Below are 12,497 nucleotides of genomic sequence, written 5' to 3' on the forward strand. Positions count from 1 at the left end.
GCCTTGTCACTTCAGGAATTGCGCGCTCATCTCGCGGCAGGTGTCCAGTTCGCGCGTGCCGAAGGCCGTCGAAGGCTCGATCTGGCTGGCCTCGTGCCATTCGTTGAACGATACGATCAGTATCCAGTCCGGCTTCGCCTTGATGGCGGCTTTCCACAGCCGGCGAAACGACTCGCCGTCCTCGCGTTCGATGACAGGGCGCTTGCCCTTGCGATCCGGTAGGCGGCGGTCGTCATAACCCGGCAGGATAGTGGCGGTCGTTACCCTGGCGCCTTGCTGTGCCCTGACCCATTCCCTGTAGTATCTGGCGCGCCACAGCGCCGGGATCAGGCGGAATTCTGCCCCCTCGAACTGCTGTGAATAGATGTGCAGGCCGTCAAAACTCGACTTGCGCGCCGCGATTTCCTTCAGCGTATTGGCCGTGCCGATAAAGCGCATGGCGTCAGGCGCGTCTTTTTCGATCAGTTTGTGCGCCTCGTGCCAGCCATCGAGGCCAATCGTCTGCATCAACCGGTCGAAATACATGATGACCGGCTTGTTATCGCGTCGCAGCCAGGCCGGATGGCGCATATATTTTTGATGGAGATAAAGCGTATCGGCGGCGACGCCCCCGGCGCTGGATACCTGTTCGATATAGGCCGTTACTTTCAGCCCTTGCGCGCCCGCAGCGTCAAGCATCAGTCGCAACTGATCATTGGTGCGGTCAGTCTGTCCCCACCACGAAACGATCAGGCCGGTGATGCCGGCGGCCTTGATCTGCACCATTTGCCGAGCGATGACGGCCGGATCGAGGCTGTCATACGGTCCGCCGACCGGATAATCAGGAGAATCGGCGATATGTTGGCGCGCCGGATCGGGGTTCAGCCAGTGGATATTCTGGCCGGTGCGCGCCTTCGTGCCGTACCAGCCGTAATAGAAGACCAGCACTTCCTTTTGCGGGAGCTTTTGAGCAAAGGCTGTGAAAGGCCAAAGCGTCGTGGCGGTCAAGGCGGCCAGCAGCTTGCGGCGGGAAGTCGTCATTGCGCGTCGTCCTTGTCCTTGCCTTTTTGGGCTTTTTTGCGGATTTCCTTGAGCTTCATGCCCTGGCGCAGGGAGAGTGTGCCGTTCATCGCGCCCTTGTCCGGATCGGCAAAGGCACGGCCATAGGTTTTCACCCGCTCCGTTACGCCCTCGATGAATTCATTTTCCCATTCGGATAGCTCGACGCCCTGTTCAGCCGCCTCGCGTTTGGCTTTTTCGAGCGCGCGGATCGTGGCCGCTTGCAGGGCTTTTTTCTGCGCCTTGATCTGATCAAGTGGCGATTGCGGTTTGACGGTGAAGCTGGATTTCACCTGCAATGGCTTCTTGGTTTGCAGGCCTTTGGATCGCGTCATGCCTTTTGACGGCGTTTTAAACGCCATGACTGCCATCCGGAAATGCAAAAGCCGTCCTCATACGGTCAGCATGAGGACGGCCTGATATATCGTCAAGCAGTTTAGCGGTCGCCGATCGCCGTCAGGTACAGGTCGAGGATGGTTTCTTCCTCGTCGCGCTTCACTTTATCTTTCTTGCGCAGGGAAACGACCTTGCGCAAGATCTTGACATCAAAGCCTTCGCCCTTGGCTTCGTCATAGACTTCCTTGATGTCGCCCATGATGCCGGCCTTGTCTTCTTCAAGGCGTTCGATGCGCTCGATGATGGTGCGCAGGCGGGTTTGGGCGGCGCCTGAAATAACGTCGTCGGCGGAGAAGGAGAGGGGGGCGTCGTCGGCCATGTGAACATATCCTGTGAAAATTCTTCACTTAACCATAGCGGTTGCGAATCAGCTTCTCAACGGCTGGATTGAGGATAAGTCGCCTTCGTCTGTGGATTAAAGTGCCGTCTGCATTTCGGACACGAAAAAACGCTTAAAGCGCAGGTGCTCTAAGCGTTGTTCGTTTTATTCTGTCAAGGCTCGAAAGCCCGAAACCAGATTAACCCTGCTTCGCCTTGAAGCGCGGATCGGTCTTGTTGATGACATAGACGATGCCCTTGCGGCGCACGATCTTGCAATCGCGGTGACGACCCTTGAGCGACTTGAGCGAGCTGCGGACTTTCATTGGTTTTCACCTGATCTTAGAATGAATTGCGAAGAAGCGGGATCAGGGCAACACAACCGGGTCGCACGCGTGGGCCAACTTCGTTTAGAGGGCGGGTATCTAGGGGAGCGCCCCCGAATTGTCAACGGTGATTTGCCGAATTCGGCCAATTTTCGGCCTGTCACACCATTCTGACAACAAAGTGAGGTCTTTAAGGGGTTGGAAAGGCGAACGCAATGAGGTTACCTGTTCAGTCAGGACTATAAGGATACATCATGCGGTTACGTTACATCAGCCTGTTCGCCATTCTGACCGCGTGCAGCACGGCCACGCCGCAACCCGAAACGGCGCCGTCTGTTACGCCGGCGGCCAATTCGTCTTCTGGCAGTTCTTCATCGGCCAGCGAAGCGCCAACTCCGACGCCTGTCGTGTCCGCGCCATTACCGGCCAACGCCACCTTCGATGACTGGAAGCAAAGCTTCATCACCAAGGCGGCGGGGCAAGGCTTCGACCCGATGTTCGTGGCGCAGGTATTGAGTAATGTCACACCACAGGCCAGCGTCACCGCGTCCGATTCGCAGCAGCCGGAATTCTCCAAGCCCGCCAGCACCTATATCCGCAATACGGTGACCGCTTCACGTTTCGCCGCCGCGCGGGCGCGCCTCGACGCCAATGCCAATGTGCCGGAAATCGTCCGCACCTCCGGCGTGCCCGCCGAACTGCTCGGCGGCATCTGGACCATGGAAAGCGATCTCGGCCGCGTTCAGGGCAATATAGATGTCGTGTCGGCGCTGGCGACGCTGGCCTATGACGGCCGCCGCCGTGACTGGGCCGAAAGCGAACTGATCGCCTGCCTGAAGATTCTGCGCGATTCAGGCATCAGCCGCGACACGCTGAAAGGCTCGTGGGCCGGCGCAATGGGCCAGACGCAATTCCTGCCGGACAACTATCTCAGGCTTGGCGTCGATGGCGATCATGACGGTAAGGTGGATATCTGGGGCTCGGATTCCGACGCACTGGCGTCTGCGGCCAACCTGCTGGCCAAGGCCGGCTGGAAAGCGGATGAGGAATGGGCGGTCGAGGTCATGTTGCCGGTCGGTTTTGATTATTATCTCGCCGAAACCGCCAAAAAGACGCCGACCGAGTGGGCGGCGCTGGGCGTCAAACGCGCCGATGGTGGTTACTGGAAGCCGGCGGAGGCGGGGGAGGCCTCGACCATCCTGCTGCCTTCGGGGGCGAAGGGACCGGCCTGGCTCGCCCTGCCGAACCATTATGTTATCCGCAAATACAACAACTCGACTGCCTATGCCCTGGCGGTCGGATTTCTGGCCGATGGCATCGCCGGCAAGCCGGGGCCGGTGACGCCCTGGCCGGTCGAACAGCCGCTCAGCCTCAACCAGCGCCTCAAATCACAGGAAGCGCTCAAGGCGGCGGGCTTCGATCCCGGCGTGATCGACGGTGTTATCGGCGTCGGCACCCGCAGCGCCATCCGTGAATGGCAAAGGGCCAACCACCTGACGGCCGATGGCTATCTCAGCTTCGATCTGGCCAACCAGTTCCTCGTGATGACGGGGGGCGTGGCGGAAGTCAGGTAAAGTTAAAAATCGCGGTTAACGGCTAACCCTGCCTTAATGATTAATACCCATAGTCGCCTCACATATGTGAGTCGCTGGGTGTTCATCTAAATGTTTCAGATTATCGGTATCGTCTGCCTGTTCGCTATGGTGTTCGGCAGCTACATCATTTCCGGCGGCAATATGGCGCCGATCCTTCATGCCCTGCCGCACGAACTGATGGCTATCGGCGGCGCCGCCGTCGGCGCCACCTTGATCTCCAACAGCTTAACCACCATCAAGGGCATTGGCCGTGATATGGTCAAGGTCTTCGTCGGCACGAAATGGAAGGGCAATGATTACCGCGACCTGCTTTCGCTTCTGTTCCTGCTGACCAAGACCATGAAATCGAAAGGCGTCATCGCGCTTGAGAGCCATATCGAGCGGCCGCACGAATCGACCATCTTCAACCGCTTCCCCAAGATCGTGAAAGACCACTTCGCCACCGACTTTATCTGCGACACCCTGCGCATGATGACCATGAACCTCGAAGATCCGCATCAGGTCGAGGACGCCATGGAAAAACAGCTCGAAAAACATCACCATGAAGCGCTGCAACCGGCCCACGCCATGCAGTCGCTGGCCGATGCTCTGCCGGCGTTGGGTATCGTCGCCGCCGTTCTTGGTGTCGTCAAAACAATGGGGTCGATCACCGAGCCGCCGGAAATTCTGGGATCGATGATCGGCGGCGCGCTGGTCGGAACCTTCCTGGGTGTTTTGTTGTCTTACGGCCTGGCCGGACCTTTTTCCGCACGCATGAGCGGGATCGTCGAGGAAGATTCATCTTTCTACAAGATCATCCAGTCAGTCCTGGTGGCGCACCTGCACGGCAACGCCGCGCAAATCTCGGTGGAAATCGGCCGGGGCAGCATTCCATCGCCCATGCAACCGACGTTCCTGGAAATGGAAGAATCTCTCAACAATATTCCGGCTGAAGCGCCACAGGCGGCATGACGACGCATTTTCCGGCTTTGAATCAGCAAGCCGTGCCGTCTTGTCAGAGGGGGCTGATGGACGGCTTTACCATCACATTTTTCGGTCTGTTTTCCTGTTAATACTGATTAACAGGGGCGTTTAGCGTCGAAAATACCTCACTTTTGGTGAAAAAGACGTGTTTGACCACCGCGGTGATCACAGTTTTGTGAAATAAGCTCTTGCGGGACTCGGCCAAAATAGGTATGAAAAGGCTCGGGCCTAGGTATCAGTTCCTGGCGCTCTAATGTTAGACAATAGGATCTGATCGCATGACTTCCAAGATCGTTCGTACCGTTCTGGTCGCTGCTGCCGCTGTCGCCGCTCTGTCGGTTGCCGCCTGCCAAAAGCCTGTCGCCACTGAAGAAACCGCTGCTTCGGAAATGGCGCCTGAAGCCGCTCCGGCTGATGCCACCGATTCGTCGGCTGTTGTTGACGCCGCTGTCGCGGCTTCGCCCACCGCCGAAGCCTCGGCTGCTTCCTAATCACAAGATTTGACGGGGGTGCGCAAACATCCTCGGCAATAGGTTCAGGAATGGTCCTGTGCCTTTAAACTATCAAAGGGAATTGATCCATGACCTCCAAGATCGTTCGTATCGCTCTGATCGCTGCCGTTGCCGGCGCTGCTCTGTCCGTCGCCGCCTGCACCCCGAAGGCCCCTACCGAAGAAGCTGCTGCTTCGTCGGAAGCCGCCGTTTCGGAAGCCGTCGTTGAATCGGCTGTTGCTTCGGAAGCTGCTTCGGAAGCCGTTTCTTCCTAATCATTCGCCTTCGGGCATTTGATATGAAAAGGGCCGCCTTTGGGTGGCCCTTTTTTATTGCCTGCTGTAGGGATGCCCTATGTCATCCCCCATCTCATCTAACGACCCCGAACTCTATTTCGCCGAAGATGGCGCGCCGCGCTCCGGCCGATTCGGCGATATCTATTATTCGTTGCAGGATGGCCTGAGCGAATCCCGTGCGGTTTTCCTGACCGGCTGCCATATGCCGGACATCTGGGCCGGGAAAAGTGATTTTGCTCTGCTGGAACTGGGGTTCGGCACTGGCCTGAATATCGCTGCCGTCATGGCGTTATGGGCGCAGACCCGGCCAGCCGGCGGGCATCTGCATATCTTCTCCGTTGAAGGTTTTCTGATGAGCGCCGTGGATGCCGGCAAGGCGCTGGCCGCGTGGCCTGAACTGGCGTCCTTTACGGAAGCTTTGTTGGCGCAATGGCCAAAAGCCAGACGCGGGTTTCATTATATGGATTTTCCTCAATGGGGCGTCAGGCTGAGCTTGGGCTTGATGGATGTCCGCGCCGCCCTGACTGCCTGGGAGGGCAAGGCCGATGCCGTCTTTCTCGACGGTTTTTCGCCGGCGCTCAATCCCGACATGTGGGCGGATGATGTCTTCGCCTTGATCGCCGACCGGACGCAGGGGGGGGCGCGCCTGGCCACCTTTACCGTAGCGGGGTTTGTCCGGCGCGGACTTCAGGCAGCGGGCTTCGCCGTCGAGAAATGCCCCGGCTTTGGCCGCAAGCGCGAGCGGTTGGAAGCGGTATTCACCGGCGAGACACCATCGGCTGTGACGCGTCCTAAAAAGCTGGCCATTATCGGCGCCGGTATCGCGGGCTGCGCATTGGTTTATGAAGCGCGGCAATTGGGGCTGGAAGTCGATCTGTTCGAGAGCGATGCGGTTGGCGCCGGCGCTTCTGGCAATGCCGCTGCCCTGGTAACGCCGCGCCTTGACGCTGGTGACAATGAAATATCCGCCCTGTTCGCCGATGCCTTCGCCTATGCCACGGCGCTGTATCGCCGCCTGTGTCCGCAAGCCATCGTGGGGGAGGGGGTGCAGCAATGCGTGGCGACGCCAAAGGACGCCTCGCGTTATGAACGGATCGTTCGGCAAGCCCGCTTCGCCGCGGGAGACCTCAGCCTGTTCACGGCGGGGGAAGCGCCAGACATGTCAGACGCCGCCGGCATTTCCCTGAATACGGCCCTGTGGGTGAAGCCGTCCGGGATTTTGCAGGCGCTGCTGGGATCGCAAGCCGCCATATCCGGCCAGATCGCCGGATACAGGCATTCAGATTTGGGCTATGAACTCGAAACCGCTGCGGGAACGGTTCATGCGGGCTATGACGCCCTCGTTTTCGCTTGCGGAGACGGCATCTTCGACCTGGCGGATTACCGGGCGCGCTATGATCTGCGGCCCGTGCGCGGACAGCTGGAAATCGTGACCGATCCCACGCCTCTGGCAAGCGCGCTGAGTTGGGGCGGCTATGCCATTCCTTTGGCCGACGGTTTCCTTTTTGGCGCGACGCATGAACGTGAGGATCGCGGCACGGAGGTGCGCGCGGCTGATCGTGGGCGCAATCTCGACAGTCTCGCCAGGGCCATGCCGGACCGTGCCGCGCGTATCGCCAATGGACCGTTCAGATCCCGTGCCTCCATTCGTGTCATGACGCGTGACTACCTGCCGGTCGTGGGGCCGGCGGACGACGGCATCTATCTGCTGACTGGCCTGGGGGCGCGCGGTTTCTGTCTGGCGCCCCTGCTGGCGAAGGCCTTGCTAAATCATATTACAGGCGTACCGTCCGCCCTGCCGCTGATCGCAAAAAATTTGCTCGATCCGCGACGCCTTTTGCGGTCCGGCAGCGTATAATAGATCGTTCATCCCGCGTTCAGCTTCGAGAGCCTACCACTTATCGTAAGAGGTGTTGTCATGAAGAAGTCGACCTGTATCGCCGCCCTTTTCGCTGCCGGGTTGGGTGTTATAGCCGTGACTGGCGTCGCACTCGCCATGTCGGCCGGACGCCCCGCGCCCGACAATAAACCGGCGCGTGATCCGAGGGCGTGCTTCGATTCCTCTCAGGTGCGCAGTTTCCAGACGGAAAAAGATGACAAGATCATCATCATTTCCAACTGGAATGAAGCCTATGAACTGACCATGATGCCGGCCTGCATCGGCCTGGACTCAAGTTTCCACATCGGCATCAAGTCGCGCGGCAGTGGTCTGAACGACATTTGCGGCCCGTTTGATGGCGAGATTGTCTATAGCGACATGGGCGACCGGCCGCTCAAGACCTGCCCGATTCAGGCCGTGCGTCACCTGACGCCGGAAGAGGCGGTGGCCTATGGCGTCAAACCTAAAGCCGACAAGCTCAAATAATCAAAGACATAAAGGGAGTATGATGATGGCGAAAAAAACTTATCTGGCAGGTTTTGCGATCGCGGGCCTGATGGCCGGTGGTCTGATTGTGACGGCCTGCGCCAGCACGGCACCCGCTGGCGGTGATCGGGCAACCGCGCAGACGCGCGTAACCCCTAAGTGTCTTGATGGGCGCAATATTGGCCGCAAGCATGTCGTCGATGACCATACTCTGCTGGTCTATGATACCTGGGGCAATCCGTACAAGATGGATATCGGCGGGCCTTGTAAATCTATGACCGACTTCTCGCAGATCGGTTTTGAATTCAACGGCTCGAACCAGATATGTAAGGCGCACGACGCCATGATCCTGCGTTCGGAAAATGGCGAGCGTCCGGTAAAGTGCCTGATCAACAGTGTCGAGCCGATCACCCGCGAGGCGGCGGCACTTCTCGATAAGGACAACTAAGTCATGCGTAATCCCAAACTGATTATGGCAGGGGCGTCGGCGGCTCTGGCTATCGTGGCCGTAGGCTGCGCGGCCACATCTCAGGCGGATCGCAAGCCCAATCCCGGTGTGCGTTCGGTGTCGTCGGCACAGTGTGTTTCGTCGCCGCTTGAAAATTCGACAGTGATTGACCGCCAGACTCTGCTTTTGACCGACCGCAGCGGTAATTCGCTGGTGATGCACATGACCGGCCCGTGCATGACGAAGAACGAAGCCATCAAGATGGAATATCGCGGCACTTCGCGCATCTGCGGTCCGCTCGATGTCGATATAACCGGCGATATTACGACCGTTGTGCCAATGCGCTGCATGGTGGATACGGTCGAGCCGCTAACCAAGGAAGAGACGCTGGCCTATAAGAAGGCGCATTAAATGAAAAGCCGTAACTGGGTGCTTTGCGCTTTGGTCAGTCATTGTCCATCTTGAGGGCGGCGATGAAGGCCTCCTGCGGGATTTCGACCCTGCCGAACTGCCGCATCTTCTTTTTGCCTTCCTTCTGCTTTTCCAGAAGCTTCTTCTTCCGCGTGGCGTCGCCGCCGTAGCACTTGGCCGTCACGTCCTTGCGCAGGGCGCGGACGGTTTCGCGGGCGATGATGCGGCCGCCGATCGCCGCCTGGATGGGGATGACGAACAGGTGCTGCGGGATCAGTTCGCGCATCTTTTCGCACATGCCGCGGCCGCGGGTTTCGGCACGATCGCGGTGGACCAGCATCGAAAGCGCATCGACCGGTTCGGAATTGACCAGGATCGACATCTTGACCAGATCGCCTTCGCGGTAGCCATCGATATTGTAGTCGAACGAGGCATAACCTTTCGAGACCGACTTCAGGCGGTCGTAGAAATCGAAGACGACCTCATTAAGCGGCAGGCTATAAACGATCATGGCGCGCGAACCGACATAGCTGAGGTCGACCTGTTCGCCACGACGATCCTGGCAAAGCTTGATAATGGCGCCGAGATAATCGTCCGGGCACAGGATGGTCGCCTTGATCCACGGTTCCTCGATCGACGCGATCTTGACCGGATCAGGCATGTCGGCGGGATTGTGCAGGTCGATGACATCGCCGTTGTTCATGTTGATCTTGTAGACGACCGATGGCGCCGTGGCGATCAGGTCGAGATTGAACTCGCGGCTCAGGCGTTCCTGGATGATTTCCAGATGCAGCAATCCAAGGAAGCCGCAGCGGAAGCCGAAGCCAAGCGCCGCCGAGGTTTCCATTTCAAACGAGAAACTGGCGTCATTGAGGCGCAGGCGGCCCATGGCGGCGCGCAGGTCTTCAAAGTCGGCGGCATCGACCGGGAAGATACCGCAGAACACCACCGGCTGGACTTCCTTGAATCCCGTCATGGCGGCGGCGGTTGGCTTGCGCTCGTCGGTGATGGTGTCACCGACGGCGGCGTCGGAGACTTCCTTGATCTGAGCGGTAAAGAAGCCGATCTCGCCAGGCCCCAGGCTTTCGACATCGACGGCCTTCGGCTGGAAGACGCCGAGCTTGTCGATCTTGTAGGAGGCGCCGGCGTTCATCAGCTTGACCTGCTGACCCGGCTTCATGCGGCCATTGAAGATACGCACCAGAACGATGACACCGAGATAGGCGTCATACCAGGCATCGACCAGCAAGGCTTTCAGCGGCTCATTTTCCTCACCCTTGGGGGGCGGTAGCCGCTTCACGACGGCTTCGAGCACATCTTCGATACCCAGACCGGACTTGGCCGAGCACAGCACCGCCTCAGAAGCGTCGATGCCGATGACATCCTCGATCTGGGCGCGGATACGCTCAGGCTCGGCGGCCGGCAGGTCGATCTTGTTGAGGACCGGGACAATCTCGTGATTGTTGTCGATGGCCTGATAAACGTTAGCCAAGGTTTGCGCTTCCACGCCTTGCGAGGCGTCGACGACGAGGATCGAGCCTTCGCAGGCGGCGAGTGAGCGCGACACTTCGTAGGCGAAGTCGACGTGGCCCGGCGTGTCCATCAGGTTCAGCACATAGGTCTTGCCGTCATGCGCCTTGTAGTTGAGGCGGACGGTCTGGGCCTTGATGGTGATGCCGCGTTCGCGCTCGATATCCATGTTGTCGAGCACCTGCTCCTTCATCTCACGCGCGGTGAGCCCGCCGGTGAACTGAATCAGGCGGTCGGAGAGGGTCGATTTACCGTGGTCGATATGGGCGACGATGGAAAAATTACGTATCAGGGACAGGTCTGTGCTCATGCACGGGGCGATAGCATGATGCGCCGCGAAAGGGAAGGCCAGGGACACGGACCCTGGATCCGTTTGTTTAAAGGGAAGAACCCATCGGGTTAACCGTATTCTAAAATTAACGATTGCGGGAATCCTCGTATTGCTCCCTTATGGTGACAAGTGGCTTACTGACGGAAATTCTGGTGAGTGTGGCGCAATGAAAACGACTGTTTTTTCCTTATCCGTTCTGTGTGGTCTGATGGCCACGCAAGTGCTGGCGCAGGACGCCACGGCCACTGGTGGCGGCGTCAGGTGTACGCCCACGGCGGCTCCCATTGTTCCGGTGGGGACACGCATCTATACCCGTGACAGCGATCTCAGCCAGGCCGGTGAATATCCGAAAGCGGCCAAGATCGGCGCCATTGAAGGCCAGGCCCAGGTCGATTGCCAGGTCGGGAATGACGGCGGCCTGACGCAATGTGTGGTCGCCGCCGAAAGCCAACCGGGTTACGGTCTGGGCCAGGGACTGGCGGTTACCGTGCTGAAATGGGCACAGACCGACACCAGCAAATCCGGCCATGAAGCCGGCAACTGGCTGCGCTTCACCACCAACTGGAAACTGCCTGGCGGACAGGCCGCTCAGCAACTGGCCGGCAGCCGCTAATTCTCGAACAGTTTTAAATCCACAACTTCGGCCATCGCTTTGTAGCCGGCCGATGACGGATGCAGATGGTCGCCGCTGTCATAGGCCGGCGACAGACGATCGGGCCGCGCCGGATCACGCAGGGCGGCGTCGAAATCAATCACCGCATCGAAAGCGCCGGATGTCCTGATCCATGTATTGACCGCCTGCCGGTCGGCTTCATTGAGCGCGTCGGCGTGATAATAGTCCATGCCCATGAAGGGCGTGATGGTGCCGCCATAGATCTTGATGCCGTGGCTGTGCGCCTTGGTGATCATTTGCAGATAGGCGGTCTTGATTTGTGCGACTAGACCGGCATGATCCTCGGCCGAAACAGGCGCATCGCGGGTCAACATGCCAAGATCGTTCACCCCTTCGAGCGCAATCACATATTTGACGCCGCTCTGGCTCAGCACGTCGCGGTCAAAGCGCGCCTGCGCATTGGGGCCTAAGCCATCGAGCAACAGACGATTGCCGCCAATGCCGGCATTGAGCACGGCGACGGGTTTATCCTTCAGGCGGGCGGCAAGAAAGTCTGGCCAGCGGCTGTCGCTGTTGGGCTTGATGCCGTAGCCATCGGTGATCGAATCGCCAAACGCCACCACGGCGGCTGAGGCTGATCCACCCTCGATATCAACACCGGAAATCGTGAACCAGTGATCGAATTTTTGTGCACCCGGCAGGTCGGCGTCGCTGACATGATCGCCGCGCGCCAGCCAGGAGGTGGTGCGCGAACCAGGATGGCCGGTCTGTTGCTTCGGTGCTTCCGGCAGATGGAAACTGAGGGCGAGGGTAGACTGGTCCGCCACGGTTATTTTGATCGGATCGGAAATATAGTCGGCGCCGGCGGGGATGACGATATCGCTCAGGCCGCCGAAGGTGACAGGCCGGTCACTGGCCGGATCGATCACGGAACTGCCTGTGGCCGCCGCCTGTGCGATATGGACATTACGCAAGTGCAGCGGTTCCGTGCTCATGGCGTTGGACAGGCGCAGGCGCAAGGTTTCGCCGCCCTTGGCAATATGGATCGTCTGGCGCAGGGTGGCGTCGGTCGCGTCGGCTGGGGAGAGGGCGCTGTCGGCGGCCGGCGTCATCTGCGCGGTCGCCCAGACCGTGGTCCAGTGCGGCGCGGGCGTTGTTGCGAATGCCGGAGTGGCCAGAATGCAGGCCAGGCCCGCCAACAGCGTGGCGCGGCGAGTCAACCGGAACAGTGGCATGATCTTCTCCCATTTATATTTGTTAGCGCTACCAGCGCCCGGTATTTATGTCCTCAATTTTCGCTTGCGGCAAGCGGTATCCGTACAGGTCAATCCGGTCGATTGCAGACTTGACTCCTGCCTGTCACAAACTAGCATCAA

At 59.0% G+C, this 12,497-nt stretch carries 15 protein-coding genes; 9 read left to right on the forward strand and 6 right to left on the reverse strand.

Translation table 11 applies throughout. The features are described 5' to 3' along the window. Positions 1-6: 6 nt before the first annotated feature. The 4 genes from VL130_RS18685 to ykgO form a co-directional block, all read right to left on the reverse strand. Positions 7-1,020 carry a hypothetical protein gene (locus tag VL130_RS18685; RefSeq protein ID WP_325365388.1) on the reverse strand — a complete coding sequence of 338 codons (1,014 nt, stop codon included), beginning with the start codon at positions 1,018-1,020 and terminating at the stop codon, positions 7-9. Next, positions 1,017-1,400 (reverse strand): hypothetical protein, encoded by a 384-nt coding sequence (locus tag VL130_RS18690; protein WP_325365390.1) that lies wholly within the window; start codon positions 1,398-1,400, stop codon positions 1,017-1,019. Before VL130_RS18690 ends, VL130_RS18685 begins: the two co-directional genes overlap by 4 nt. Positions 1,401-1,474: 74 nt before the next feature. Beyond that, positions 1,475-1,753, reverse strand: coding sequence for a DUF2312 domain-containing protein (locus tag VL130_RS18695; protein ID WP_018079863.1), 279 nt, complete (start codon positions 1,751-1,753; stop codon positions 1,475-1,477). Positions 1,754-1,952: 199 nt separating this feature from the next. Then, positions 1,953-2,078 carry a type B 50S ribosomal protein L36 gene (gene ykgO, locus VL130_RS18700; RefSeq protein ID WP_090644072.1) on the reverse strand — a complete coding sequence of 42 codons (126 nt, stop codon included), beginning with the start codon at positions 2,076-2,078 and terminating at the stop codon, positions 1,953-1,955. A gap of 254 nt (positions 2,079-2,332) precedes the next feature. Between ykgO and VL130_RS18705 the strand changes: the two genes are divergently transcribed. From VL130_RS18705 to VL130_RS18740, 8 genes are all read left to right on the forward strand, one after another. After that, positions 2,333-3,652 carry a lytic murein transglycosylase gene (locus VL130_RS18705; RefSeq protein ID WP_325365395.1) on the forward strand — a complete coding sequence of 440 codons (1,320 nt, stop codon included), beginning with the start codon at positions 2,333-2,335 and terminating at the stop codon, positions 3,650-3,652. A gap of 90 nt (positions 3,653-3,742) precedes the next feature. After that, on the forward strand, positions 3,743-4,624 hold the full coding sequence (motA, locus tag VL130_RS18710; protein ID WP_325365397.1) for a flagellar motor stator protein MotA: 882 nt from the start codon (positions 3,743-3,745) through the stop codon (positions 4,622-4,624). A gap of 290 nt (positions 4,625-4,914) precedes the next feature. Then, the gene (locus VL130_RS18715) at positions 4,915-5,127 is read left to right on the forward strand and encodes a hypothetical protein (protein WP_325365399.1); all 213 of its coding nucleotides are present in this window, start codon (positions 4,915-4,917) and stop codon (positions 5,125-5,127) included. A gap of 89 nt (positions 5,128-5,216) precedes the next feature. Next, positions 5,217-5,402, forward strand: a complete 186-nt coding sequence (locus tag VL130_RS18720; RefSeq protein WP_325365401.1) for a hypothetical protein — start codon at positions 5,217-5,219, stop codon at positions 5,400-5,402. A gap of 79 nt (positions 5,403-5,481) precedes the next feature. Further along, positions 5,482-7,281, forward strand: a complete 1,800-nt coding sequence (gene mnmC, locus VL130_RS18725) for an FAD-dependent 5-carboxymethylaminomethyl-2-thiouridine(34) oxidoreductase MnmC (RefSeq protein WP_325365403.1) — start codon at positions 5,482-5,484, stop codon at positions 7,279-7,281. A 60-nt stretch (positions 7,282-7,341) separates the two neighbouring features. Then, positions 7,342-7,788, forward strand: a complete 447-nt coding sequence (locus tag VL130_RS18730) for a DUF6491 family protein (protein ID WP_325365405.1) — start codon at positions 7,342-7,344, stop codon at positions 7,786-7,788. Positions 7,789-7,813: 25 nt separating this feature from the next. After that, entirely contained in the window at positions 7,814-8,236 is a 423-nt protein-coding gene (locus VL130_RS18735; protein ID WP_325365407.1) for a DUF6491 family protein, read from the forward strand. 3 nt (positions 8,237-8,239) lie between these two features. Continuing rightward, positions 8,240-8,647, forward strand: coding sequence for a DUF6491 family protein (locus VL130_RS18740; protein ID WP_325365409.1), 408 nt, complete (start codon positions 8,240-8,242; stop codon positions 8,645-8,647). 34 nt (positions 8,648-8,681) lie between these two features. Here the strand turns inward: VL130_RS18740 and lepA are convergent, their stop codons facing one another. Next, on the reverse strand, positions 8,682-10,487 hold the full coding sequence (lepA, locus tag VL130_RS18745; protein ID WP_325365660.1) for a translation elongation factor 4: 1,806 nt from the start codon (positions 10,485-10,487) through the stop codon (positions 8,682-8,684). Between the two features lie 187 nt (positions 10,488-10,674). Here lepA and VL130_RS18750 point away from each other — a divergent pair, with 187 nt between their 5' ends. Continuing rightward, positions 10,675-11,121, forward strand: coding sequence for a hypothetical protein (locus VL130_RS18750; protein ID WP_325365411.1), 447 nt, complete (start codon positions 10,675-10,677; stop codon positions 11,119-11,121). On the opposite strand, the gene VL130_RS18755 is transcribed toward VL130_RS18750, so the two are convergent. Then, positions 11,118-12,356 (reverse strand): SGNH/GDSL hydrolase family protein, encoded by a 1,239-nt coding sequence (locus VL130_RS18755; protein ID WP_325365413.1) that lies wholly within the window; start codon positions 12,354-12,356, stop codon positions 11,118-11,120. The genes VL130_RS18750 and VL130_RS18755 overlap by 4 nt on opposite strands. Positions 12,357-12,497: the final 141 nt, after the last annotated feature.

The sequence above is a fragment of the Asticcacaulis sp. genome (genome assembly GCF_035497195.1).
GTDB lineage: Bacteria > Pseudomonadota > Alphaproteobacteria > Caulobacterales > Caulobacteraceae > Asticcacaulis.